A 24,979-nucleotide genomic window follows, 5' to 3' on the forward strand; every position below is an offset into this window, starting at 1 on the left:
TGTCACTTCCCGCTGGTCAGAACATCAATCATTGTGAAAAGTTTTTGCTCAAAAGCGTTTGTATCAATTTGGTTTTTTAGAAAAACGACAGCGTCAAAGGTGCCTGCAACATAAATCTGCCGTCCATTTATGTTATGGGTCAGTTCAAAAAGTGCAGACCCGTCCGGTGCTTTCAGCGTATATGTATGCCACCCGTGCCCACCTATGTACTCCTCTGGAACACCTAAATTTTCTTTCTGGGTCTTGGGATCTCTGATTTTTTCAATGTCGGAAAGATTAAAGTCTGTTCCGAGTTGATTGAAACAGGCTACCAGGGCCTTGGCCGTGCCCGATGTATCGGCTTTCCCCTGTTGATGGCTCTCTTTGACCTGAAGCGTGAATCCTTTAAACAGTCCCGGAAACGCGTTTGCCCCGTATTCAAGCATGGCTTGAAGACCCACAATCTGTTTGGCCATATTCGGGGCAATAACCGCAGGCATAGACCCGTTTTTCACAGTACGCTCCAACTCTTGCCTGTCGCCGCCCGTGGTGCCCATAACAAATGGTATTTTGTGCGTAACATAAAATTTTGCATTGTCATTTACAGCTGTTGGGTGGGTGTAATCAACACAAATGCAGCCAGGGTAGGATTCAAGAATCTCATGGATTTTATTTTCCCTTTCACTGGGTTTTAAAAGGGTTATTTTTGTCTGATCCACGGACACCTGGCCCAGGGTAATCTCTTCTCCGGTAAGGGAAAACGGTACAAGGGTAAATCGTTCATCTTGGCATGCGGATTCAGCCATTATACGGGCTACATTCCCAGGCAGTCCGTTGATCATGAGGGGTATGCAATTCATTTTAAATCTCCTAGAAGGGTTTGGGCAAAATGGGTCAGATCAGTCAATCCGGGTTCGTTTAGGTTTTTGAGCCGACATTCAAGTCCTTTCAGGGCCACCGGAATGTATTTTTCAAATTGGTGCTTGTGTTTAACCTGGGTTAAAAAACCAAAAGCACCCAGCATCTGAAGGTTGCGTGAAATACAGCAGTATCTGAAAGAGTGCATAAAGGCCTCTTTATCAAAGGGTACTTTAAGGCTGATGTTTTCCAACGCATAGTTTAAAAGCTGATCCCGGACAGCCCGGGATAGTGTAACATAGGGATCAATTAAAAGGGAAGCCAGATCATACTGAATAGGACCTGGCCGTGCAGATTGAAAATCAATGAACCAGGGATGACCGTCATGGATCATAATGTTTTTCGACTGGCAGTCCCTGTGCATAAGCCCGTTCATTGCATGCATCAGTGCATTGTCTGCAATATGCTGGAATTGCAGGGTGAAGGTTTCGAACGGTTCTTTGCGGCCAAGATATCCATTTACAAAGGCCTGCATAAAATACCGGCATTCCAGATCCAGGATCATTTGTTTTGAGTAGGACGGGGTCTGGCAGGCCCAGGCCGTATCAAAATTTTCAATGCCTTTGAAAGAAAAATCAATCAGGCGGTCAATAACAAATTGATACCATGTGATAATCCGGTTTTCGTCCATTCCCCGGATATAGTCGGCCAGATGGATGCTGCCAAGATCTGCCACGGCCACCTGACCTGAAATTGCGTCATGACCCATAATTGGGGGGACAGCGATACCCTTGTCAGCCAGGTGCTTTCCGATTTTTATAAATGCATTCAACTGGGCTGTGCCATTGTTGTTTTGGGCCGCATCCGTGCAGATACCGTGATCCGAGAGAATCAGGCTTTTTTCGTTATGGCGGGCACGGAACCAGAGACGGTCCGAACCATCCCCGGCTATGGCCTTGATGTCGATATCATGAATACGGGACGGGGCTATACCAAAAATTTTGCCAGCCAAACATTCCCTGGATGTGCTTTGGTAATCTTGGGGTGTGCCCATGTCCCGCCAGTAAAATTGCGTTGCTTTCAGGGCAAAAATTTTTTGCAGTTCACATAATTTTTTATACACATCAATGCTTGAAAATATTTTTTCAGACGGCATGTATTCAAAAATACCCGGGGAGATTGCCTGGATTCCTGTGAAGGCAAGTCCGGATTCCGGGGCCTGGGAAAAGTGCCTGACAATGCCGGGCCCTGGCTTTGTCTGGTCCACACAAAGGGTATTGAACCGGTAGCAGTCATGGACCAGCAGGGTGGCCAGGGCATCAGATGCTTTGTGGCAGGCCATCAGGTGTGACAGATCAAAATTACAGAGCACATCTGCATTCACCACAAAGAAATCATCATCCGCCAACTGACTGCCAAGGTTGGCAATGGCCCCGCCGGTATCGAGAATTACAGGCTCAAAAACCACTTCCAGAAGGTCTTTTGACCGGTGATTGTTAACAAAGTCTGCAATAGTATCCGATAGATGGTGCACATTGATAAAAATTTTTGTGCAACCGGCATCTAAAAGATTTTTAACGGCATAGTCGAGAACCGGCCGGCCGTTGATGGTGAAAAGGGGCTTGGGCAAATGCTGTGTATAGGGTAGCAGCCTTGTGCCAAACCCTGCTGCAAGTATCAGGGCTTTCATGATGGTCAGCTTGAGATCCGTCTGGAAAGCAGATCAATAATCTCTTTATACTGGTCTATGCGTTCCTGGTCTCCGGAGCCGTTGATATGGTGTTTGGCAAAATAGTGAACGGCATTACGGTAGTTGATCAGGGACAAAGATTCCTTTCGAACCACCTGGTTGCGTTTGTACAGTTTGCTGCCAAAGGAGAGCAGCTTTTTTGTACGCTCTTTGACATCATATTTGTCTGTTTTTTCTTTTTCCAGGAAGATAAGGCAGGTCATATAGGATTCGAAAAAGGGAATAAGAAAGGCTGCAAACCATTTAAGTTTTCTTAACCCTTCCGATGTCAGGTTAAAGGTGTCGGCAAATTCAGGATCCGGTACAAGAATCCCCTCGTTGATAAATCCTTTTAATGCCTTGGAAATCTGATCCTGTGTTGAAATTTGTTCATCAAATGAAAATTCGTCCGTGAACAATTTTTGCAAGAATTGATACCTGGATACAAGATCCTGCATTTCAAACTTAAACCGGTCTATTTCTATGATGGCTGCAGCCGTATAGGCAGCAGGTACAAAGAAACAGATTACCGAATTTTTATAGTAGTCCAGAACCGGTCTTTTGTTGTGCTTTACGATCAGCATGGTGGTGTCTGTGATGTCATCCTCGTCCTCATCGGCAAGCTCAATAAAATTTCTGGAAAGAAAATTTTCAATGACCGAATTAAAGGCATTGTCCGGGTCAATCATCAAGGTGTCGGACAGATATGCCCCGTGAAAGACCAGATGATTCATGTAGGTGCTTACCCGGGCAAACATTTGCTTCTTTGTAAACGTGCTTTCAGAACAGTTCAGGATGCCCGAGGCGATAATACCATGGGGGGTTGCAACGGTATTGTCATTGATGGCATTTATCAGCTTGTATCCGAATCCTTTGACAAAGTGACTGAACTCCCCGTCACTGAACTTTCTAAGATCAACCCCCTTTTCTTCCATATACCTGTTCATGGAAATCGGCGTGTCAAATTTAAGATATACTTTGCCGTATTTGCGTTTTAAAAATTTGCGTGTATTCAACAGACCTTTGAGGTTCTCAGGTGTCTTTTTGCCGCCTTCAATCTCTTTAAGATAAGCGTCTTCTTCCAGGACCCTGTCATATCCCACGTAACAGGGCACAAAATACAGATCTTCACAGGCACCGCTTAAAAATGCCCGGATAATCGTGGACAACCCGCCGATTCTTGGGGGCAGTACTTTGCCTGTCCGACTTCTGCCGCCTTCAATATAAATCTTGATGTTAAACCCTTCATAAAGCAGTTTTTCAATATATGCCGCAAAAATGCGGGCATACAGCTCCGCCCCTTTGAAGGTCCGGCGCAGAAAAAACGCGCCGCCACCCCTGAATATCGGGCCAAGGGGCCAGAAGGAAAGGTTTTTGCCCGCTGCAATACGGGGGCAGGGCATATTATTTTTGAACATGACATAGGGTAAAATCAGGTAATCCAGGTGGCTTTTATGGCAGGGAATCAGAATCAGCGGGGCTTTGGCGTAAGTCTCCCGCATCATGTTGATCTCATCCTGGGATACGGAAATCCCCTCAAATATATTTTTGAATACCAGCGTTAACAGCCAGCTTAAAAAATTGATTACCCTTAAATTATAATTGGTTGCGATTTCATCAATATAGGCAGCCGCCTTTTTGTTTACCTTTCGCAAAGGGGTTCCGGTTTTGTCCGCATAAGCCGCCAGAAATTCCCTTAGGGATTTTCTGTTAAGAATGTCCTCGGTGATTTCCTGACGGGATTTAAGCACGGGGCCTGTGATACTTTTGCGCTGACGGTTCAGGATATCCACAAGAAGACTTCTCAGCCGATGGGTCTGGAATTCCGAATCAAGACGTTGGATTTCAGGCCGGGCTAAGAATTCTTTTAGATTCACGGGCTGTGCAACTTCCACCCGAATTTTGTCGGGTTGCCGCAGCATGGTGAAAATCCTTTTGATGCGGCCGGGTTTTTCATGGGTGCCGAATATGATGTCTCCAAGGCTTGGATTTTTGTGCATTGGCCTGGTTATATAGATAATATCTTCGGGCACAATGACAACTGATTTTTCAGTTTGTTTCTGTAACTCAATCAGATGAAATAAAGGGTCCGGTGTTGATCTGATAAATCTGTTATAAAATTCATCCTCTTCAATAAGGCTGATAAAGCCTGCCCGGTTCTCCAAAAGCATTTTCCGGGCATACCCGCTGGAATAGATATCATTGAAATGGAAATGGTGAAAAAAATAGTATAAATGGGAAAGAATAATTCGTCCCAGCTGTTTTAAGGGCAGAAGAAAGATAAACCGTAAATCAAAACTTAGTTCAGGGTACGGGCAGTTCATGGGTTTTAAAAGGGTGTGAAAATATAAAAAATCAAACATATGTTTGTTTTTACAGGTAAAAACAACAATTGAATCCGATGCTATATTTTTTATCCTTTTAAGGCTGTTATTATCTATGCTGATTTTTTTAACAAGATGGTTCAGTATCTTGCCGATAATAAAACTTTGGGTGCCTGGATAAAAACTTGAATAATAATCATGGGAGTCATTAAGCAGAATCACTATTAATGTATGTATTTTTTTTCTGGTGGCTGAGACCAGGTTATTTATAGGTGCAAACAAACTCATAGGGTGTCCTTTAGGGGTGTCCTTTTTTCCTTCGAATTTTGAAGGGTCAATCGTGGCAGGAACTCTTGTTTCGGTTAATTCAATACCAGAGCTTGGTTTACATGGCAATATGATAATTTTTATATAACGGCCATGGCCGACCTGGTCTTTCACCGAGGTTAGGCCACAACAAATCATGAAAGAACCTAACCGGTTCGTTCAGTTTTTTCATATAACAGCCATGGGCTGACTTGGTCTATCAATACCGAGGTTCAACCCACAACAAAGCATGAAAGTAATTCAGTCACTTATTGGAACTTTCATATAAGAAACAGCCATGGCCTGACCTAGTTTATCAACACCTATGCTCAAATCCACAACGAAACATGAAAGCAGTTTAATGATTTATTTTGACTTTCATATAAAAATGATTGAAATAATTGTTAGTTTTGATGCTAACATGTTGAATTAAGTATGTTTGTTTGAGCATTTTGATATGGGCAAAAACGCCTTGATAAAATCAAAGGCCTGTGATACTTTTCTCCATCTATTTGGAATTGAAACAAACATAATAAGAAAGTAAATTATTTTTTGGGTATGGATCACGTATTATACGTAATCAATTGTTTTTAGACGGGAATTTAAGGAGGATAACTTATGAAAACGTTAATTGGCGGAGCTATTGCAGTTCTTCTCGGAGTTGTTGGTCTGGCAGTATGGTTTACGGAATTTTTGATGATTATTACCGGATGTGTCCCTATTGTTCTTCTGCTGGCCGGCGGCTTCGCACTCTACCTTGGATTTGACGAGTTGAAAGACTCTTGGAAAAACGACGAAGGCGTTGACGCTTCTGCCGATTAAGACAAGACCCAACTTGCCGAACTCGAAAAAGAATCGACAGTAGGAAAAGCGTCGGATAATTCCAATTTACCGGAATTATCAGTCCATAGAATAGTTTCAAAAAGGGACCGTGATAGAGTATCTCGATCCCTTTTTTTTATATATATAAATAAAAAGTTTCTGACGCCTGCTTAAACTGCTGCAAAGGTACTTGCCAGGCCTTTTCCAGTTCAAGGGGGTCATTCATCACTTCAAGGTTTTTCCGTAAATTCCGGCTTCCTAAAATCAGGTCCATGGGCAGGCGATCAAATTCATATTCATAGGGGGGCGCCTTGAATTGAAACCCGTTGGGATGTGTCCTCATGATTTCCTGCAGCAAAATCAGGGAACATAAATAGGGTTTATATTCATCTCTATCTATGATGTGAATCTGAACACCATTGCATATCTGGTTCTGCCATTTTCCCGATGTGGGCTGGAAACACAGTGGCCGCAGTACAATGCCTTTAAGGCGGTCTTGAACACCCTGTTTAAATGTATTAATATTCACAAACGGCGCGCCGAACTGTTCGAAGGGCAGGGTGGTTCCCCGTCCTTCCGACAGATTTGTTCCCTCAAAGATAACCTGGCCGGGATAGACCATGGCTGAAAGCGGGGTGGGCAGGTTTGGGGATGGGGGGACCCAGACCAATCCGGTGTCCTGCCAGTACATATCCCGGGTCCATCCCTGCATGGGAATTACGGTGAGATCACAACCGATCTTTTGGGTTGTATTAATGTAGGCGGTCATTTCGCCTACGGTCATGCCGTGGCGCATGGGAATGGGGTAACGCCCAACAAATGAGGCACAGTCATCTTCAAGGATATTACCTTCAACCTGTATGCCGCCTACAGGATTAGGGCGGTCCAGAATCACGACGGACTTGCCGAGTTTTGCTGCCGTTTCAAGGCAGTACGAAATGGTATATATGAAGGTGTACACACGGGTGCCCACATCCTGGATGTCGATGACCAGGGTATCTATGGCGGCGAACATAGCGGCTGTGGGAATTCTTGTTTCACTATACAAGCTGAATACCGGTATATTTAGTTCCGGATCCCTGAAATGCCCCGATTCTATCATATTATCCTGCTTTTCCGCAAAAAAACCGTGCTGGGGAGAGAACAGGGCGCAGATCTGCCCGGGAAAAAGTTGCGCTATAACATCTTTTGCATGTTGAAACTGACTTGTTATCGAGGCCGGATTTGCCAGAAGGCCCAAACGCCTGCCTTTTAAACATCCAGGCAGATTGTCATAAAGGGTGTCCAGGCCGGTTTTAACCCGTGGTGAGTTTTGATCCATGGATATTTTTATCCTTTTAAAACGTTTATCCTGCCCACCCCCTATCACAGGTATTGACAAAAATTCAAATCCTAACTAATTAATACTGCTTTATCCAACCCGCAAATCAATGGAGTACATCTTTCATGTCGTTTTCAGTCAGTGAGTCCGTAAAGGCCATAAAACCCTATGAGGCCGGCAAGCCACTAAGTGAGGTGGAGCGCGAGTATGGTATTACCAATGCGGTAAAGCTTGCCTCCAATGAAAACCCTTTTGGGTGTTCACCCAAAGTGGCCGACGCTGTTTTATCAAAATTGCCCGATATGAACCGTTATCCTGAACCGATCCCTTTTACGCTATGTCAAAAACTTGCTGAAAAATATCATGTCCGGATGGAAAACATGGTCATTGGAAACGGTTCCGATGATATCATTGCCCTGCTTGCCCATGGGTTTCTGAACCCCGGGCAGGAAGCAGTGATGCCGCTGCCTTCTTTCCTTATGTATGAAATCAGTGTGAAGACCGCAAAGGGCGTTCCGGTTATGGTTCCCCTCAAGGATTTTTCCACCAACCTTGATGGGCTTGTCAAGGCAGTTACGCCTGAAACAAAGCTGGTGTTTGTGACAAATCCCTTTAATCCCACCGGGGCTGTGATTACCAAGGATGAATTTTTACGGTTTGCTGATAAACTGCCGGACAATGTGCTGATTATCGTGGATGAAGCGTATATCGAATTTGTACGCAACGATTCGGTTTATAATAGTCTATCTGTGCCGCTGGCGGATCCAAGAATTGTAACCTTAAGAACGTTTTCCAAAGCATACGGTCTTGCCGGTTTCCGCATTGGTTACGGGATTATGGATAAAGCGGTTGCCGAAATCTTAAACCGCATACGTCAGCCCTTTAATGTGAATACCCTTGCCCAGGTTGCAGCCCAGGCCGCCTTGGAAGATACCGATTTTTTATCCAAAACGATTTCCGGCACCCACCAGGGCATTGATTTTTTAACTCAAAAATTTACGGAAGCCGGTTTTGAGGTGATGCCAACCCAGGCCAATTTTTTCATGGTGGATGTAAAGACAAGCTCCCGGGATCTTTGTGAAAAATTGCTTCGAAAAGGCGTGGTGGTGCGTTCGCTGGCTTCCTATGGATATGACACCTTTCTTCGCATAAATGCCGGTACAGACCAGGAAAATCAAACATGCGTGGATGCGTTGCTCAGTGTCGCAGGTAAATAAAATAATGAATAGGCGAATTATTACCATTGACGGGCCGGCCGGTGCCGGTAAGACAACAGTTTCAAAAACCCTTGCAAGGGAACTTGGCTGTGTTTATGTGGACACCGGGGCTTTGTACAGAGCCGTTGCCTTTGAAATTGAGCGTCGGCAGATCAACTGGAAAGACAGCGCTCTGCTTGAACAGTTTCTTGCTTGTCTTGATCTTGATTTTGTTATGGAAGGCCGGGATCCTGTGCTGACATCATCGGGCCGGGATATCAGCGCATACATCCGCACCCATGATATCAGTATGCTGGCCTCGGCCACATCGGCCGTTCCCCAGGTGCGAAAGGCATTACTGGGTATTCAAAAATCAATTGCCGAGGAAAGGGATGCCGTGTTCGAAGGCCGCGACATGGGCACGGCTGTTTTTCCCAACGCGTCATATAAGTTTTTTCTGACCGCTGACGTTAACGTGCGTGCCCGAAGACGATTTGATGAATCAAACGCATCAGGGATTGCATTTGAAAAAATCCTCGAAGATATGGTCAAGCGAGATGCGGATGATACCCAACGTGCTGTATCCCCTTTAAAGCAGGCCCCGGATGCTATCCTTATAGATGCCACCGCATTAGATGTTTCCCAGGTAGTGAAAAAAATGAAAAGCACCATCATCGTAGCTTAAAAAGTTCTGGAATTTCTTGATTTTTCCTTTTTTCGTTGATATAAGAACCAACTGTACTCGTCTTCGCCATCTTTTTCTTAAGATTCAAAGGCGGGTAACATCATCGATTAGGGGGGGGGATAAATATTAATGAACAACATTGCTGAAGAAAACGAAAACCAAAACATGAATCAAGAATTAGAGACCCAAGACGAGGTAAAAGAGTCCGAAATCGAACTTACCGGAGAAGATACCAATGAGGTAAAAGAGTCCGAAATTGAAATCGAACTCACCGGAGAAGAGACTATGGAAGAACTGCTGGATATCTATGATTCCAGTCTCAGTAAATTTGAAGAGGGACAGGTTGTCACCGGAACAGTGATTTCCGTTGGCAGGGAAACGGTCCTTGTGGATGTGGGATACAAATCTGAGGGACAGATCTCGATTCATGAATTCATTGGTGAGGACGGCAATGTCAACGTCAAAGTCGGCGACGAGTTTGAGGTAATGATTGAAGTTTGGGATGAAGAAGAGGAGACTGTTCTTCTGTCCCGTGACAAAGCCAAAAAGGTTAAAGTATGGGATGCCATTAAGGATATCTACGACGACGACGGTACCATTGAAGGTGTCATCACTAGTCGGGTTAAAGGCGGTTTTTCCGTTGATATCGGACTGCAGTCCTTTTTACCGGGATCCCAGGCTGATCTGCGACCCATTCGTAACATGGATGAAATGGTCGGCAAGACTTATACCTTTAAGATTCTCAAGTACAACAAGAAAAGAAACAATATTGTTCTGTCACGCCGTGTGCTGCTTGAAACCGAGAGAGAAAAGATGCGCAGTGCCACCCTGGCTGCCATTGAAAATGACAAAGTCATGGAAGGTATTGTTAAAAACATTACCGAATACGGTGTCTTCGTTGATCTCGGTGGTGTTGACGGACTTCTTCATATTACCGACATTTCCTGGGGCCGGGTTAAACATCCCTCTGAACTGTTCTCCGTTGGCGATCAGATCAAGGTGAAAATTCTCTCCTTTGATTTTGAGAAGGAACGGGTTTCCCTGGGTATGAAACAGTTGACACCGGATCCCTGGACGACTGCAGCTGAAAAATATCCCAGCGGTTCCAAAATCGAAGGCCGGGTGGTCAGTCTGACCGATTATGGGGCATTTATTGAGCTTGAAGAGGGTGTTGAAGGTCTGATCCATGTCTCTGAAATGTCATGGACCCGTAAAATACGTCATCCGTCCCAGATGGTTGCCGTGGGAGAACAGATTGAGGCTGTTGTTCTGGACCTTAAACCGGACAACCGCAGGATCTCTCTGGGCATCAAACAGACCGTCGAGAATCCCTGGGAAGTTATTTCCCAGAAATATCCCGTGGGCACCATCATTGAAGGAAAAATCAAGAATATTACTGAATTCGGTCTTTTTATCGGCATTGATGACGACATTGACGGCCTGGTTCACATCTCTGATATTTCCTGGACCAAACGGATCAAGCATCCTTCCGAAATTTATAAGAAAAATGATACCATCCAGGCAGTTGTCCTTGATATTGATAAGGCCAATGAAAGGTTCTCTTTAGGTATCAAACAGACCCAGGTAGATCCTTGGGAAACCGTTGCCGAACGCTATGATGTGGGCAAGGAAATTTCCGGCGTTATCACAAATCTCACCGATTTCGGCGTATTTGTAGAGCTTGAAGAAGGTATTGAAGGGCTGGTTCATGTATCTGAAATAAGCAAAGAAAACATCAAGAGCCCCAAAGAGCATTACCAGATTGGTGAAACCATTACTGCCAAGGTGATGAACATTAATTCCGATGAACGACGGATCGGCCTGTCTATCAAGCGTCTGGACGAAGATGATGATGATAGATATCTTGAAGAAATTGCAAAAAGCTCCAAACCTGCTGCATCTGCATTTGGCGAGATGCTGAGAAACAACATCCAGGAAAAACTGGAAGCTGAAAAAAAAGGAAACGAATAATTTCTGCCTGATAGGCACTATCAGGATTGCAACTTTCTAAATTTAAAAGGCCGGACGTATCCTTTAACAGGGACATCCGGCCTTTTTGTCGTTCGTCGCTAATGGATTAATTCTCCATCATGCTCTTTATCCTGTACTTGCTTTAGATCAGATGGATTCGAACACGATCAGGATTAAGAGTATGAGTAAGAAAATGTTACCCATTCATTTGCGACAAACTATAGTTTCCAATTATAAAAATTAAGGAAAAATCCCTTATGTTTGCAAGACGCCATCCCTTTTTGTTTTTTCTTTGTGTTATCTGTGCCTGTTTTACCTTGGGTCTGGTTGCCGTGTCCGGTGTTGCCGTAATAGGTGCATTTGCCGTAAACAGTGAAATTCGCAGTGCCATCGCTTCTACCAAGGGAAATATCGGCGTGGTTGAGGTGACAGGGCCTATCATATCTTCAAAAAAAATCATTCAAGATTTTCAAGGATTCATGAATGATGACGCCATTAAGGCGATTATTTTAAGGGTTGACAGTCCCGGCGGCGGGATCGGGCCTTCCCAGGAAATCTACCGGGAACTAATGAAGAACCGCGATACAAAAATAGTGATCGCATCCATGGGATCTGTTGCTGCCTCCGGGGGGTATTATATTGCTTGTGCCACCCAGGGTATTGTTGCAAATTCCGGCACCATCACTGGTTCCATCGGTGTGATCATGGAGTATGCCAATCTTGAACAGATTGCCGAAAAAATTGGAATCTCTCCTGTGGTAATAAAAAGCGGTGAATATAAGGACATGGGGTCTCCCATGAGAAAGCTTAAAGATAGTGAAAAAAAGCTGTTTCAACATCTTGTGGATGAACTGCATGCCCAGTTTGTGTTCGATGCGGCTGCTGCCAGGAATATGGAGACCGATGTCATGGCCAAACTGGCTGACGGCCGGGTTTATACCGGTCAGACCGCCATGAAACTGAAGTTGGTTGATCGTATCGGCAACCTGGATGATGCTGTGCAGTGGGCCGGACAGATGGCCGGCATTGAAGGCGAATTGACCCCGGTTTATCCCAAAGCGGATAAAATGACGTTGTTTAAAAAGCTGGCGGAAACCCTGTTTCAGGATGTTAATCTGGGTACCAGGCTGTCTGAACAGCTCAGGTATGTTTTCAATTAGTTATTGAACGCAAAGTTACCTATTAGCGGCGTTGCATCGGGTCAGCTTTGCGTTCAAATTTTTTTGCTTCTACTCAAAAAGGTCAACCTCGCCTGCACCATGCCTGATCACCTCAGGTTCATCCTCAACCAGGGAGATCACGGAAGAGGGGGCGTTTGGCACAGGACCACCATCCAGGACCATGTCCAGCCTTGCATCGAAATAATCATGGAGCAGAGATGCATCTTCAAACACTTTACCGTCAGGGTCCGTGGCCGAGGTTGAAATAATGGGGTTTCCCAGTTCCTGGGCAAGGCTTATGGCAATTGGGTTGGCCGGGACTCTGATGCCTGCAGTTTTTCTTTTGGTCAACATTATTTTGGGCACCATTTTTGATCCGGGCAGAATAAAAGTATATGGACCTGGCAGCAAACGTTTCATATGGCGGTAGGCTATATTGGACACCTTGGCATATTGGGAAATATTTTTCAGATCTGGACAGATAAAGCTGAACGGCTTGGTTTTCTCCCGTTGTTTTATCCGATATATTTTTTCAATGGCATTTTTGTTCATAATATCACATCCGATACCGTAAAAGGTATCTGTGGGATAGGCAATGATACCGCCTTTCTTGAGACTTGCCACAGCAATTGATATGATTCGTGCCTGGGGTGTCTGGGGATTAACATTATATAACATAGGTTGCCTCCTTAAATGCGAAGTGTTTAATCACCAAAGCAGATGCCTAACGTTCTGGCCGTCAGGACCAACTCTCCGTTGGGATCTACGCTGCGTATTCTGTTAACGGCATCTTTTAAATCTACACTTCCCATCATTCCGTTGGGCTTAAGTGCCACCATTTTGCCGAAATTTCCGGTTGCTGCCATATGCACTGCTTGAACCCCGAATCGAGTACATAACTGCCTGTCCCAGTGGGTTGGCTGCCCCCCGCGCTGGAGATGCCCAAGGACCACGCACCGGCTCTCTTTTCCGGTTTTCTCCTGAATTTTTTCAGCGATTGCGTAACCAATGCCGCCAAGACGGACTTCTCTGTCCGTTTTATCATTGTCGGACACCACCATGGTCTCGTCAAGTTTTGCGCCTTCAGCCACAATAACAATGGTAAATAATTTACCTGTGGCTTCCCGGGATCTGATTTTTTTTTCTATGGCCGGCATGTTAAATTTTATTTCAGGAATCAGAATCACATCCGCACCACCGGCAAGCCCGGCATAGGTAGCAATCCAGCCCGCATACCGGCCCATGACCTCAAGTACCATGACCCGGTTATGGCTCTGGGCCGTTGAATGTAGCCGATCAAGGGCGTCCACGGCACACGCCACGGCTGTGTCAAATCCAAATGTCTGCTGGGTGGCATCCAGGTCATTGTCAATGGTTTTGGGTACACCGATGACAGGCAGCCCTGATTCATGCATCTGCAGGGCTGTGGTCAGGGTGCCGTCCCCGCCGATCACCACAAGTGCGTTCAGGCCCAACGCTTCAATAGTCTGCCGGACCTGAATCATAAGATCCTCTGATATTTTTCGTGTCTCGCCCTGGCCGGTTTTCGATGAAAATCTGCCGGAGTTTGCCGTGCCCAGAATGGTGCCGCCACGAATAAGAAGCCCGTCCATATCCCGGACGGTGAGCGGGGCAGCTTGAACCGGTGTTAAAAGCCCGTCAAAACCACCCCGAATGCCTATGGTCGTAAAGTCCTTCATGTCACCGGCTTTTACAATGGCTCGGATCACTGCATTCAGTCCGGGGCAGTCCCCTCCCCCTGTCACAACACCAATTTTTTTCCCCATCTCTCAATCCTTATAAATAGGTAATATAGTCCATATCTAATATTATCCCATAATTGAATTTAGGTGGTCGAATTTGTCTCACGGTGCTATATCAGATAATCAGCTGTGAAACAAATCAATTATAGGAACTTTATGGATATTTTCCAAGGAATGATCTTGTAAAAAGTTCATGTTTTTGGTAGAAGGGCTTGTTTATATACTTTGCTTTGAATAATTATTGGCCAGCCCCTCACCTACCTTTTTTGATGTGACGGCTGGCCTTTAAAGTATAAATAAACATCTTTCCTTTCTGGAGGCCTTATATTATGTCCAATGTATTACCAGAGCAGGGGCTGTCTTTTGATGATGTGCTTCTGCTTCCCGATTATTCAGCCATCTTGCCTGACGAAGTGATCACACGCACCCGTTTGACCAAAGAACTTGAACTCAATATTCCCATTGTCAGTGCAGCCATGGATACGGTGACCGAATCAGCGACCGCCATCAGCATGGCCCGGGCCGGTGGCTTGGGTTTTATCCACAGAAACCTGAGCATTGCCGAGCAGGTGGTTGAAGTGGACCGGGTTAAAAAAAGCGAAAGCGGCATGATTGTTGACCCTGTGATAGTTCATCCCGATGCCACTATTTCTGAAATTTTGAATATCATGGCAAAATACCGAATTTCAGGTATTCCGGTTGTGGAAGATGATAAGCTGGTTGGCATTGTGACCAACAGGGATCTTCGTTTTGAGACCCAGTTGGATAAATCCGCTAGAGAGGTTATGACCAGTGAAAATCTGGTGACCGTGCCTGAAAAATGCACCCTGGAAGAATCCAAAATTATGCTTCATAGGCACAGGATTGAAAAACTTCTGGTGGTGGACCCCCAGGGTAAACTCAAGGGGCTTATCACCATCAAGGATATTGAAAAGATAAGAAAATATCCCAATGCATGCAAAGATTCTTTGGGACGACTGAGAGCCGGTGCTGCCATTGGGGTGGGATCTGATATGATGGAGCGCGTGGAAGCGCTTCTGACTGCAGGCGCAGATGCCCTGGTCATTGACACCTCCCATGGCCATTCTCAAAATGTGATGAGTGCAATTCAGCGAATCAAAGCGGCCTTTCCCGCCTGCCAGCTTATTGCCGGCAATGTGGCCACAGAGACCGGGGCAAAGGCGTTGATTGATGCAGGTGTTGATGCCGTTAAAATCGGTATTGGCCCGGGGTCCATATGCACCACCCGTATTGTTGCAGGTGTTGGCGTGCCTCAGCTTACCGCTGTGATGAATTGTGCCGATATCTCAAAAAAAACCGGCGTGCCCCTGATTGCCGACGGCGGCATCAAATTCTCCGGAGATCTATCAAAAGCCCTGGGCGCCGGTGCCAATTCCGTTATGCTGGGCAGCCTTCTGGCCGGCACCAAAGAAAGCCCCGGCGAAATCGTTATCTACCAGGGGCGCTCATATAAAGCCTACCGCGGCATGGGGTCTGTGGAAGCTATGAAAAAAGGCAGCTCCGACAGATATTATCAGAAAGATACCGGTGACAATGAAGAACTGGTTCCCGAAGGCATTGTGGGTCGGATTCCCTACCGTGGAACCGTCCGCGAGAATATTGTCCAGATGATCGGTGGTCTCAAGGCAGGTATGGGATATCTTGGAGCGGCTACTATTGAAGAACTGCACCAAAAGGCAACATTTGTCCGGATCACTGCGGCAGGATTAAAGGAAAGCCATGTCCATGACGTTGCCATCACCAAGGAAGCACCCAACTATAGAGTAGAAAACAATTAAATTCATATGGCGGATAATCAGACCGACAATAAAGATATACCCTTTTATCACCTGCATCTTCACTCCGAGTACTCCCTGCTTGACGGGGCCATTCGATTAAACGATTTGATGACAAGATGTACGGAATATGGCATGGATGCCGTGTCCATTACAGACCACGGCACCATGTTCGGTGTGGCCGAGTTCTATGAAAAAGCCCAAAAAGCCGGCATTAAACCCATACTGGGCTGCGAAGTCTATGTGGCGCCCAGGACCTTAAATGACCGAACCCAGCTGGATCGAAAGGGGTTAAGTCATCTGGTACTTTTGGCCAAAGACATGGAGGGGTACACCAACCTTTGCAAACTGGTCTCCGTGGCCCAGCTCAAGGGTTTTTATTTTAAGCCCAGAATAGACAAAGAACTTTTGGCCGAACATGCCAAAGGTCTTGTGGGGCTTTCCGCCTGTCTGAAAGGGGATATCCCCCAGGCCATTCTGGCTGGGGATCAGGCAAAAGCAGATGACCTGGCACGGTTTTATCTCGATACCCTGGGTGAAGGCAATTTTTTTCTCGAAGTTCAGGAAAACGGCATGCCGATTCAGCATCGTGTGAATAACGGTCTGCTCGATATAAGCAAGCGTCTTTCCATACCCATGGTGGCTACCAATGACTGTCATTACCTGTCCAATGGGGATGCCAAAGCCCATGAAATTCTTTTGTGCATTCAGACCGGTGATACCTTTGACAATGCAGACCGTTTTAAATTTGATTCGGACCAGCTTTATTTTAAATCCGGACAGGAGATGGCTGATTCCCTTGGCCATTTTCCCGATGCCATCGCCAATACAAAGCTGATAGCAGATATGTGCGAGGTGAATTTCGGCAAGAAAACCTACCATTTTCCCCGGTATGACCTTGGCGATGGATTGTCCGAGGACGAACTGTTTAAAAAACTTGCCATGAAAGGCTTTGAAGAACGCCTTGCCAAAATCAAGGAAAAGAATCCCGACATTGATGAGCAGGTCTACAGGGACCGGATTAAGTACGAGATTGACATCATTCTTGAAATGGGGTTCCCCGGTTATTTTCTCATTGTGGCCGATTTTATCGACCATGCGCGAAAGATCGGGGTGCCGGTGGGACCGGGCAGGGGGTCCGCGGCCGGCTCTATGGTGGCCTACGCCATGGGCATCACAGCCCTTGATCCCATTGCGCACGGGTTGATTTTTGAACGGTTTTTAAACCCGGCCCGTATTTCCATGCCTGATATTGACGTGGATTTCTGCATTGAGGGCAGAGAACAAGTTTACGATTATACGGTTAAGCGTTACGGCGGGCCGGAATATGTATGCCAAATTATCACCTTTGGAAGACTGAAAGCCAAGGCCGTTATTCGAGATGTGGGAAGGGCCTTGGGCGTTCCCCTCTCCGAAGTCGATGAAGTGGCCAAAATGATCCCTGACAATGCCAAAAATTTAAAAAAAGCATTGGAAGAGGTGCCGGGCATTCAGGATAAATGCCGGGAAACAGACGTTAAGACCCAGATGCTGGAAGTTGCCATGCTACTCGAAGGGTTGCCCCGGCACGCATCCACCCATGCTGCAGGCGTTGTGGTTTCCGACAAACCCTTGTGTGAATACCTGCCGCTGTTCAAGGGCAAAGATGGTGAAACCATTACCCAGTTTGACATGAACTTCACTGAAAAACAGGGTTTGGTTAAATTTGATTTTTTAGGGCTTCGTAACCTCACCGTCATTAAAAACTGTATTGCTCTGATAGAAAAACAGGGAGATACGCCGCCGGATCTTCTGCACCTTGATTATTCAGATCAAAAGACCTTTGAACTTCTGCAAAACGCCGATACCACCGGGGTGTTTCAGCTTGAAAGTTCCGGTATGAAGGAACTGATCTCCAGGCTGAAACCGGCCAGTTTTTCAGACATCGTGGCCCTTGTGGCCCTTTACCGGCCTGGCCCTTTGGATTCGGGTATGGCAGATAACTATGTGGAACGAAAGCATGGCCGGGAACCTGTGGTATATCTGTTTCCGGAACTTGAGCCCGTACTTGAAGAGACCTACGGGGTGATTTTGTACCAGGAGCAGGTCATGAAAATTGCCGGGGTCATTGCCAATTACAGCATGGCTCAGGCAGACGGGCTTCGAAAAGCCATGGGTAAAAAGATTGCCGCCATGATGGAGGAGCACCGGACCCTATTTATGAAAGGTGCCCAGGAAAACGGTCATGATCCCAAAAAAGCTGAAGAGCTTTTTAACCTTATGGAAAAATTCGGCGGCTACGGCTTCAACAAGTCCCATTCAGCCGCCTATGCCCTGATTGCGTATCAAACTGCTTTTCTTAAAGCCCATTTTCCTGTTGAGTTCATTGCAGCCCTGATGACATCAGAACGCAGCAATTCCGATGCGGTGCTCAAATATATGGATGAATGCAAGGGCCATAACATCAAAGTGCTGCCCCCGGATGTCAACCAGAGTGACGCCTTTTTCAATGTGAATGATCATTGTATTCGTTTTGGTCTGGCTGCCATTAAAGGTGTGGGAGAGGCTGCCATTGAGTCTATTGTTCAGGATCGTGAAAAGGAAGGAGAATATACCAGCCTTTATAATTTTTGTGAACGGGTGAATTTGAGCAAAGCCAATAAAAAAGTGCTTGAGGCTCTGATTAAAAGCGGGGCTTTGGATACCACTGGGGATAAACGCGCCCAGATGATGGCGATGCTTGAAGATGCCCTGGATCATGGCGCCAGAATCCAGAAGGAAAAAGCAGATGCCCAGCTGGATCTGTTTGCCGATTCAGGTGTGGGCATTTGCCTGCCCTCCAATATTCCAAGAATGCCTGACATTGATGAATGGGAAGGCAAGGTTTTGCTGGAGTTGGAAAAAGAAGCTCTGGGGTTTTACATCACAGGACACCCCCTGGATGATTATGCAGATATTATACGCAAATTTACCAGTGTTAACACAATCAGTCTCCAAGACGTTAACGATGAAAAGATGGTCCGCATCGCCGGAAATCTGAAGGTGCAGAAAATTCACAAGACAAAAAAAGGGGACTTGATGGCTTTTTGTAGCATCGAGGATCAGTATTCAACTGTGGAACTGGTGGTGTTTCCAAATTTGTATGCCAGGACCCATACGTTCTTGTCCCAGGAGCAGGTTGTCATTATTGAAGCTGAAGTTCAGAGAAAAGAAAATACCGTCAAACTGATAGGCGAAGCCATTGTGCCCGCTACCCAAGCTGAAATTCTTTGGGCTGCCGGCATTGTCATGCAGGTGGATGCCCAGCACCATAAAACGGATGTGCTTGATCAGCTCAAACCTGTAATCGAGCGGTATCCCGGCAATTGTGTCTCCTTGTTCAACATTCACATCGATTCAGAACATCCAGATGTAATGGTCAAGTTATCGGATGATTACAAGTCTGATGCCTGCCCCGGCTTTTTTCAGGAGATTGAAACCATTCTTGGCCCGGGTACCATCGAAACCCGATGCGCTCCGGTTAAAGACAAGGTGAAAAAGAAAAAACGCTGGCCTAAAAAACAGGTTTCCTAATGGCCGGATTGATAAGGACCGCAGATTAAATAATTTGAACGAAATAGCTTGCCTTTTGGCCCATCTACCTCGTTTCATCAAAGGCTCAATAGGCCCGATTCAACCTTTAATGTGCCTTGTAGATGAACCAAAATTCGGCGTTTTTTCTGCCCAACTTATTTAATCTGCGGTTCTAAATATAGTGCCCTGGTTGGTGAGCTTAAGACGGCTTACCACCCGGCCCACCCCGTCAATACTTCTGACCAGATCCTGGGCCATGCGGCGCTGGTAGGTATCGGTGACCCAGCCGTCAAGATAGACCACCCCATGGCGGACTTTTACGTGGATACTATCATCATCCACCATGTCATCGGACATGAATTTAGATTTTATTCTGCCCATGAGCACCGCATCACTGACAAAAGCGACGGGAGACCGGGTGCAGTTTTCTGTGTTGGCTTGGTAGTGCACTGGTGAACCGGTATTTTTGGACCCACAGCCCGGCATAATCAATAAAGCCATGGCTGAAATAATAAAATTAAAAAATTGGGATTTTAAAACTGATTTTTTTCGCATTAGGCTAGGTGAAAGTACCATAAATCACTTTCATATGTTGTTGTGGGGTGAATTTTAGGTATTTTGGGACCAGGTTAAGCCATGGCCGTTATTCAAAATCGTCAAGATTCAGACTGTCAAGATCAGAAAGGTCCATGTCTTTTAGGAGATCCTCTTCATCGGGAATAATGTCTTCGTCAATCACAACAAGTTGGTCTGTATGGTTTCCGGTTTTTGCAACATTGTTGAATCCCTTTTGTTCCTCTGCGTCGTGATCTTCTAAAAATCCTGAAATCCCAATAAAAAACAGGTATCCCAGGCCAGCCATATTCAGAAGGATGATAATTGCTCCCACGATATTTTTAATCAGCACGCTTTGCTTTTTCCCGTTAATATTTGACGATGAGGACTTAAATGTTTATATATAATCTTTGATTTTGTGGCAAGGGCAAAAATTCGGCACAATATTTGTAACATTGATTTTCCCGAGTTTCAAAGCCCTTTACAGTGTAAGAAAATTCAAAGGTTTTTGTATGAGTTGGCTTGGAAAAATGATTGGTGGTACCATCGGGCTGGCCTTGGGCGGGCCTCTGGGTGCTGTGGCAGGGGCTGCATTCGGCCACGCTTTTGTGGACAAAAGAGAGGATGACTATTTACGATCCATTCCGGGCGGTAAGCGCACTGACCTGTCTTCCAACGAAGAGGCCCAGCTTGTTTTTTTTACTGCGGCCTTTTCCATGCTGGCGAAAATCAGCAAAGCAGACGGCCGAATCAGTGAAGAGGAAATAAAAGTCGTTGAACGCTTTATGGTCAATGATCTTCAACTTGATGAAGCAAGTCGTCAGACGGCTCAAAATATTTTTAGGAATGCCGTGACATCTTCCCAGACCTTTGAGGATTTTGCCCAGCAGTTTTATTCGGTGTTTAAATACCAGGCCAATATCATCGAATTGATGTTGGATGTCTTGCTCAGGGTCTCTTCGGCTGACGGAAATGTCTCTGCGATCGAGGAACAAATGCTGTTGTCGGCTTCACGGATTTTTAGATTTTCCCAGTCGGATTACAACCGGCTTCATTCCAGGTATGTGAAAAAATCAGACCCCTATTATGCTGTGCTTAAATGTGATGAAAATGCGAGCAATGAGGAGATAAAAAAGAAATACCGGACCCTGGTCCAGGAGTATCACCCGGATAAAATTCAGGCCAAGGGACTGCCCGAAGAATTTATTAAGTTTGCAACGGATAAATTCACCGAAATTCAGGACGCTTACGAGAACATCAGGAAGCGCCGGGGATTTTGATCCGGTCGCTACTGGAAGAACAAGTAAACCCCCTTATTAATGACCTTCCGGTGTGGTTTAATCATATGATTGCTCAGTCAATTTTTGTATGTAAAAAATTGACTGAAAGCCTTTGCGATTCGTTTCGAATGGTGGTAAAGATTTTATAATTGATATTATAAAAATTTATCCAGACTTGCTGTTATCCCGTTAGATAAGTGAGTATGCAAGATAAACAGAAACCACACATTAACTTGTTCAGGCGCCAGAGGCGACTGGACAAGGTTCTGGACCGGTCACTGTACACCGATTCACCCTCAACATTTAAGGATGTTACAATGGTAAAACATATTGTTTTTTGGACCCTTAAGGATTCAGCTGAAGGCAGATTCGCCCACCAGAATGCAAAAGAGATAAAGAAAAGATTGGAAGCCCTCAACGGGCGCATTCCCGGGCTGATTAAACTTGAAGTCGGAATAGATTTCGGAAGGACAGAGGCATCGGCAGATGTTGCCCTTTATTCAGAACTGTCAGATCGAAACGCACTCAATCATTATATAAATCATCCTGAACATCTTGCTGTTTCGGACTTTGTCGGCAAAATTCGTCACGACCGTACTGTAGTCGACTATGAGATTTAAGCTCTCCGACCATGAATACGAAACAAGGAGAGCTGGAAGATGTATTGTAGAGTGATTGGGTTTAATGCTTGGGTCGTCAACTTAGGACCGCAGATTAAATAACTTGAACGAAATAGTGTTTTGGGTACCCATTTTATGTACCTGCGAGGTGTCAGGGAACAATGCTGCCGACGAGGCAGTTGCTGCTGCATTGTTCATATTTAATATTAACGATTTTTCCTTTTAGACTGTTCGGGTTGTCGTACGTTTCCCCATTATTTTCAATAAGAATAGTTAGGTAATTGGTGGTAACCGCCTTTAGCAGACCTGTGCGCCGGTCCCTTTGATTCTGAATCAGTCCTTTAAGAACCCGGCCCTGGTTTGATTTGATAAATTCAGACCGTTTTTGCTCACCAAGTCCCCGCATCAGTGCAGCCCTTTTTTTGGCCGTATCCGACGCTACCTTTGGCGTGAAATGCCATGCAGGGGTCCCTTGTCTTGGCGAGAAGGGGAATACATGAAGGTAGGATATGGGTAGCGCCGCCACAAGTTTGTATGTATTTTCAAAGGCCTTTTCGGTTTCTCCAGGAAAACCCATGATCACATCAAGGCCAATACCGGCATGGGGAAGGGTATCATGGATGCTGTGGATGACATCTGAAAACTGTTCAACTGAATAGGGGCGTTTCATACGGGACAGCACGTCATTGTCTCCCGCCTGGAGAGGGATATGAAAATGATCGCACAAAATATGGCCTGGACGCGCCATATTAATGAGAGCATCGGTTATTTCATTGGGCTCAATCGAGGAAATTCTGATTTGATCCACTGGTTTGTTTTCATCAAGGGTTTGTACCAGTTGCGTCAAAGATGTTTCCGGCTTTAAATCAAGGCCATATAACCCAGTGTGAATGCCTGTAAGAATAACCTCTTTGAACCCCTGCCTGTTTAAGCTTGCAACATGGGCTACGACTTGGTCAAAAGGCATGGATACGGATGCCCCCCTGGCATAGGGGATAATGCAATAGGTGCAGAACTGATTGCACCCATCCTGGATTTTTAAATAGGCCCTGGTCATTTTGCCGGATACGGGCCGGTCAGATTCACCAAATCCCACAAAGCATGCCGATTTGCCGTATTCAGGCTTTCTAAATTTAAATAAATTTTTGTCAGGTGATTCCCGGGTGAGATATGCGGGGATCAGGGGTTTGTCCTGGTGGCAGACAATGAGATCCACCCCTGAAATTTTTTTAAACTGTTCCGGATCTGTCTGTGCATGGCATCCGGTGACAATCACAGTTGCATTTGGATGTTCACGGATCAGTTTTCTGGTTTCCTGGCGGGACTGCATGCCGGCCCTGGAGGTCACCGCACAGGTGTTGACAATACAAATATCAGCGGGGCTGCCCTTACCCGCCCTTGAAAAGCCATGGGCTTCAAGCTGGGCTGCAATGCCGTCTGATTCATATTGATTGACTTTACAGCCAAGGCTTTCGATATAAAATGTCGTTTTGTTCATTGGTTTCCTGAAATCAAACCTGCACCTAATACGCGGTTCCCGTGATAGAATACCGCGGCTTGTCCGGGCGTCACCGCATTTTGGGGTATTTCGAATGTTACAATGCCACGTGTGTCATCCCAGTCAAGGGCGGCAGGGGCTGCCGTGTGGCCGTAACGAATCTGAACAGTCAGTTCCCTGATGTTTTCTTTTTCAGGATAATTCCAGACCATCTGCTCAACCGTCATCCGTTTTTGGGCAAGATCTGATTTAACACACACATGAAGTGTATTGGTGTTCATATCAATTTTTTTTACATAGTAGGGTGCAGGACCCGGAATATTGATGCCCCTGCGCTGACCAACCGTAAATTTGTGAAGTCCCTGATGGGATCCAACGATCCTGCCCTGGTTGTCAACCACAGGCCCGGGCTTTGGGGAGACCTTTGTTTTTGCAATAATGAACGCCCCATGATTTTTATCCGGCAAAAAACAGATATCCTGGCTTTCATTCGGCACAACCGGTACAAGGTCGTGTTGTCCGGCAAATTTTCGGACCTGGCTTTTAGTAAAATCGGCCAGGGGAAATACCAATCTGCCTAAAGTGTCAGGGGAAAGCATGGATAGAAAATAGGACTGGTCTTTATTAAAGTCAGCCCCCCTTTCAAGCCATGCCTGTCTAATCTTTTCTCCGCCGGGGGTATACCTGTTGATAACCGTTGCATAATGGCCTGTTGCCATCAGATCCGCCCCAAGCTTTTGTGCATGGTCAAACAACGCATTAAATTTTATCTGCATATTGCAGACAATGCATGGATTCGGTGTTTTTCCGGCCATGTAGGTTGAGACAAAATAATCAACGACCCTGGTCTCAAATTCCCGAGACAAATCAATGGTGTGCACGGGAAACCCAAAAACGGACGCCAGAGCAGATACATCCGTCAGACTTTTTTCATAGCCGGTGGTGAAATGAACGCCGAAAACCTTTTTAAAACGCTGTTTAATAAGAAACCCTGCCACCAGGGAGTCTATTCCGCCGCTCAGGCCCACGGCAACAACCGGTGAATCAGACATCAGGCAGTTTCTTTTAAATCATCACTGAACAGACCCATGGCCCGGACGGGGCAGGTCAGAAGACAGCGCTCACACAGACTGCACTTTTTTAGGTCAAATATTACTTCCATTTCAGGACGTTTGATGTACAGGGCGCTTGTGGGGCAGACTGCGGTACATGCGCCGCAATGGGTGCATTTTTCTTCATCCTTATAAATTTTATGTTCAGGTGTTGATACACGGACCCCCTGTTCCTTTAAGTACGTGATCCCCTTGTTAAATGCAGCTTTCCCGGCACAAGAGATTTCAAGTACCATATGACCTTCTCTTTTTGAAGATATTCGTGCTTTTAAGATATTAAACATCAGGTCATATTTTTTAACCAGCTGACAGACAATGGGCTTTTGGGCTGATCGGGGCGGAAAATCTAAAATTACAATCTTTGAATACAACTCCTTAACCTCCGTTGCTTTTGTTAGGTCGAAACCAAATCCAGTATCATATACCATTCATTGCGGTTTATATGAAACCTA

At 45.7% G+C, this 24,979-nt stretch carries 20 protein-coding genes; 9 read left to right on the forward strand and 11 right to left on the reverse strand.

Annotation, left to right across the window (positions count from 1 at the left end; translation table 11 throughout):
• Positions 1 to 2: 2 nt before the first annotated feature.
• Genes dapB through EYB58_RS16610 form a run of 3 tightly spaced genes read right to left on the reverse strand, consistent with a single transcriptional unit; the run spans position 3 to position 5,178 of the window.
• Positions 3 to 839 (reverse strand): dihydrodipicolinate reductase, encoded by an 837-nt coding sequence (gene dapB, locus EYB58_RS16600; protein ID WP_111955929.1) that lies wholly within the window; start codon positions 837 to 839, stop codon positions 3 to 5.
• A complete protein-coding gene (locus EYB58_RS16605) occupies positions 836 to 2,527 on the reverse strand; it encodes a sugar phosphate nucleotidyltransferase (protein WP_111955927.1) in 1,692 nt (563 codons plus the stop codon). Before EYB58_RS16605 ends, dapB begins: the two co-directional genes overlap by 4 nt.
• Before the next feature lie 5 nt (positions 2,528 to 2,532).
• Positions 2,533 to 5,178, reverse strand: a complete 2,646-nt coding sequence (locus tag EYB58_RS16610; RefSeq protein WP_111955925.1) for a 1-acyl-sn-glycerol-3-phosphate acyltransferase — start codon at positions 5,176 to 5,178, stop codon at positions 2,533 to 2,535.
• Between the two features lie 636 nt (positions 5,179 to 5,814).
• Here EYB58_RS16610 and EYB58_RS16615 point away from each other — a divergent pair.
• Positions 5,815 to 6,018, forward strand: a complete 204-nt coding sequence (locus tag EYB58_RS16615; RefSeq protein WP_111955924.1) for a hypothetical protein — start codon at positions 5,815 to 5,817, stop codon at positions 6,016 to 6,018.
• A gap of 136 nt (positions 6,019 to 6,154) precedes the next feature.
• Here the strand turns inward: EYB58_RS16615 and EYB58_RS16620 are convergent, their stop codons facing one another.
• Entirely contained in the window at positions 6,155 to 7,339 is a 1,185-nt protein-coding gene (locus EYB58_RS16620) for an exo-beta-N-acetylmuramidase NamZ family protein (protein WP_111955922.1), read from the reverse strand.
• A gap of 125 nt (positions 7,340 to 7,464) precedes the next feature.
• Between EYB58_RS16620 and hisC the strand changes: the two genes are divergently transcribed.
• The 4 genes from hisC to sppA all read left to right on the forward strand — a co-directional run bounded on the left by hisC (position 7,465) and on the right by sppA (position 12,351).
• A complete protein-coding gene (hisC, locus tag EYB58_RS16625; protein ID WP_111955920.1) occupies positions 7,465 to 8,556 on the forward strand; it encodes a histidinol-phosphate transaminase in 1,092 nt (363 codons plus the stop codon).
• 4 nt (positions 8,557 to 8,560) lie between these two features.
• Positions 8,561 to 9,220 (forward strand): (d)CMP kinase, encoded by a 660-nt coding sequence (gene cmk, locus EYB58_RS16630; protein ID WP_111955918.1) that lies wholly within the window; start codon positions 8,561 to 8,563, stop codon positions 9,218 to 9,220.
• A gap of 129 nt (positions 9,221 to 9,349) precedes the next feature.
• Positions 9,350 to 11,191, forward strand: a complete 1,842-nt coding sequence (locus EYB58_RS16635; RefSeq protein WP_111955916.1) for a 30S ribosomal protein S1 — start codon at positions 9,350 to 9,352, stop codon at positions 11,189 to 11,191.
• A 257-nt stretch (positions 11,192 to 11,448) separates the two neighbouring features.
• On the forward strand, positions 11,449 to 12,351 hold the full coding sequence (sppA, locus tag EYB58_RS16640) for a signal peptide peptidase SppA (RefSeq protein ID WP_111955914.1): 903 nt from the start codon (positions 11,449 to 11,451) through the stop codon (positions 12,349 to 12,351).
• A 69-nt stretch (positions 12,352 to 12,420) separates the two neighbouring features.
• Here sppA and EYB58_RS16645 read toward each other — a convergent pair whose 3' ends face one another.
• Complete coding sequence (locus EYB58_RS16645; RefSeq protein WP_111955912.1) at positions 12,421 to 13,029, reverse strand: L-threonylcarbamoyladenylate synthase; 609 nt, start codon at positions 13,027 to 13,029, stop codon at positions 12,421 to 12,423.
• Between the two features lie 26 nt (positions 13,030 to 13,055).
• Positions 13,056 to 14,138: a 6-phosphofructokinase gene (locus EYB58_RS16650; protein ID WP_111955910.1), complete on the reverse strand. Its 1,083-nt coding sequence runs from the start codon at positions 14,136 to 14,138 to the stop codon at positions 13,056 to 13,058.
• 305 nt (positions 14,139 to 14,443) lie between these two features.
• On the opposite strand from EYB58_RS16650, the gene guaB reads away from it, so the two are divergent.
• Together guaB and dnaE are read left to right on the forward strand one after the other, a co-directional pair.
• On the forward strand, positions 14,444 to 15,913 hold the full coding sequence (gene guaB, locus EYB58_RS16655) for an IMP dehydrogenase (RefSeq protein WP_111955908.1): 1,470 nt from the start codon (positions 14,444 to 14,446) through the stop codon (positions 15,911 to 15,913).
• Between the two features lie 6 nt (positions 15,914 to 15,919).
• Positions 15,920 to 19,462, forward strand: coding sequence for a DNA polymerase III subunit alpha (gene dnaE / locus EYB58_RS16660; protein ID WP_111955906.1), 3,543 nt, complete (start codon positions 15,920 to 15,922; stop codon positions 19,460 to 19,462).
• A 159-nt stretch (positions 19,463 to 19,621) separates the two neighbouring features.
• Here the strand turns inward: dnaE and EYB58_RS16665 are convergent, their stop codons facing one another.
• Positions 19,622 to 20,017, reverse strand: coding sequence for a BON domain-containing protein (locus EYB58_RS16665; protein WP_207309074.1), 396 nt, complete (start codon positions 20,015 to 20,017; stop codon positions 19,622 to 19,624).
• A gap of 88 nt (positions 20,018 to 20,105) precedes the next feature.
• A complete protein-coding gene (locus tag EYB58_RS16670) occupies positions 20,106 to 20,369 on the reverse strand; it encodes a hypothetical protein (protein ID WP_111955902.1) in 264 nt (87 codons plus the stop codon).
• Positions 20,370 to 20,529: 160 nt separating this feature from the next.
• Between EYB58_RS16670 and djlA the strand changes: the two genes are divergently transcribed.
• Both djlA and EYB58_RS16680 read left to right on the forward strand, forming a co-directional pair.
• Positions 20,530 to 21,297: a co-chaperone DjlA gene (djlA, locus tag EYB58_RS16675; RefSeq protein WP_111955900.1), complete on the forward strand. Its 768-nt coding sequence runs from the start codon at positions 20,530 to 20,532 to the stop codon at positions 21,295 to 21,297.
• A 317-nt stretch (positions 21,298 to 21,614) separates the two neighbouring features.
• A complete protein-coding gene (locus tag EYB58_RS16680; RefSeq protein WP_111955898.1) occupies positions 21,615 to 21,917 on the forward strand; it encodes a Dabb family protein in 303 nt (100 codons plus the stop codon).
• A gap of 151 nt (positions 21,918 to 22,068) precedes the next feature.
• On the opposite strand, the gene mtaB is transcribed toward EYB58_RS16680, so the two are convergent.
• The 3 genes from mtaB to EYB58_RS16695 are packed head-to-tail and all read right to left on the reverse strand — an operon-like array spanning position 22,069 to position 24,955.
• Positions 22,069 to 23,415 (reverse strand): tRNA (N(6)-L-threonylcarbamoyladenosine(37)-C(2))-methylthiotransferase MtaB, encoded by a 1,347-nt coding sequence (gene mtaB / locus EYB58_RS16685; RefSeq protein ID WP_111955896.1) that lies wholly within the window; start codon positions 23,413 to 23,415, stop codon positions 22,069 to 22,071.
• Positions 23,412 to 24,467 (reverse strand): tRNA 2-thiouridine(34) synthase MnmA, encoded by a 1,056-nt coding sequence (gene mnmA / locus EYB58_RS16690; protein WP_111955894.1) that lies wholly within the window; start codon positions 24,465 to 24,467, stop codon positions 23,412 to 23,414. Before mnmA ends, mtaB begins: the two co-directional genes overlap by 4 nt.
• Positions 24,467 to 24,955 carry an NIL domain-containing protein gene (locus EYB58_RS16695; protein WP_306464107.1) on the reverse strand — a complete coding sequence of 163 codons (489 nt, stop codon included), beginning with the start codon at positions 24,953 to 24,955 and terminating at the stop codon, positions 24,467 to 24,469. The genes mnmA and EYB58_RS16695 overlap by 1 nt, the downstream gene beginning before the upstream one ends.
• Between the last annotated feature and the right edge of the window lie 24 nt (positions 24,956 to 24,979).

It is taken from the genome of Desulfobacter hydrogenophilus (assembly GCF_004319545.1).
Taxonomy (GTDB): Bacteria; Desulfobacterota; Desulfobacteria; order Desulfobacterales; family Desulfobacteraceae; genus Desulfobacter; species Desulfobacter hydrogenophilus.

What these genes read in the sequence shown, in the direction of transcription:
- EYB58_RS16620 (WP_111955922.1), bottom strand. Translation starts at nt 7,339, where the DNA reads ATGGATCAAAACTCACCACGGGTTAAAACCGGCCTGGACACCCTTTAT.
- EYB58_RS16680 (WP_111955898.1), top strand. Translation starts at nt 21,615, where the DNA reads ATGGTAAAACATATTGTTTTTTGGACCCTTAAGGATTCAGCTGAAGGC.
- guaB (WP_111955908.1), top strand. Translation starts at nt 14,444, where the DNA reads ATGTCCAATGTATTACCAGAGCAGGGGCTGTCTTTTGATGATGTGCTT.
- EYB58_RS16645 (WP_111955912.1), bottom strand. Translation starts at nt 13,029, where the DNA reads ATGTTATATAATGTTAATCCCCAGACACCCCAGGCACGAATCATATCA.
- djlA (WP_111955900.1), top strand. Translation starts at nt 20,530, where the DNA reads ATGAGTTGGCTTGGAAAAATGATTGGTGGTACCATCGGGCTGGCCTTG.
- EYB58_RS16695 (WP_306464107.1), bottom strand. Translation starts at nt 24,955, where the DNA reads ATGGTATATGATACTGGATTTGGTTTCGACCTAACAAAAGCAACGGAG.
- dnaE (WP_111955906.1), top strand. Translation starts at nt 15,920, where the DNA reads ATGGCGGATAATCAGACCGACAATAAAGATATACCCTTTTATCACCTG.
- EYB58_RS16605 (WP_111955927.1), bottom strand. Translation starts at nt 2,527, where the DNA reads ATGAAAGCCCTGATACTTGCAGCAGGGTTTGGCACAAGGCTGCTACCC.
- dapB (WP_111955929.1), bottom strand. Translation starts at nt 839, where the DNA reads ATGAATTGCATACCCCTCATGATCAACGGACTGCCTGGGAATGTAGCC.
- mnmA (WP_111955894.1), bottom strand. Translation starts at nt 24,467, where the DNA reads ATGTCTGATTCACCGGTTGTTGCCGTGGGCCTGAGCGGCGGAATAGAC.
- EYB58_RS16665 (WP_207309074.1), bottom strand. Translation starts at nt 20,017, where the DNA reads ATGCGAAAAAAATCAGTTTTAAAATCCCAATTTTTTAATTTTATTATT.
- EYB58_RS16635 (WP_111955916.1), top strand. Translation starts at nt 9,350, where the DNA reads ATGAACAACATTGCTGAAGAAAACGAAAACCAAAACATGAATCAAGAA.
- EYB58_RS16650 (WP_111955910.1), bottom strand. Translation starts at nt 14,138, where the DNA reads ATGGGGAAAAAAATTGGTGTTGTGACAGGGGGAGGGGACTGCCCCGGA.
- sppA (WP_111955914.1), top strand. Translation starts at nt 11,449, where the DNA reads ATGTTTGCAAGACGCCATCCCTTTTTGTTTTTTCTTTGTGTTATCTGT.
- cmk (WP_111955918.1), top strand. Translation starts at nt 8,561, where the DNA reads ATGAATAGGCGAATTATTACCATTGACGGGCCGGCCGGTGCCGGTAAG.
- EYB58_RS16610 (WP_111955925.1), bottom strand. Translation starts at nt 5,178, where the DNA reads ATGAGTTTGTTTGCACCTATAAATAACCTGGTCTCAGCCACCAGAAAA.
- hisC (WP_111955920.1), top strand. Translation starts at nt 7,465, where the DNA reads ATGTCGTTTTCAGTCAGTGAGTCCGTAAAGGCCATAAAACCCTATGAG.
- mtaB (WP_111955896.1), bottom strand. Translation starts at nt 23,415, where the DNA reads ATGAACAAAACGACATTTTATATCGAAAGCCTTGGCTGTAAAGTCAAT.
- EYB58_RS16615 (WP_111955924.1), top strand. Translation starts at nt 5,815, where the DNA reads ATGAAAACGTTAATTGGCGGAGCTATTGCAGTTCTTCTCGGAGTTGTT.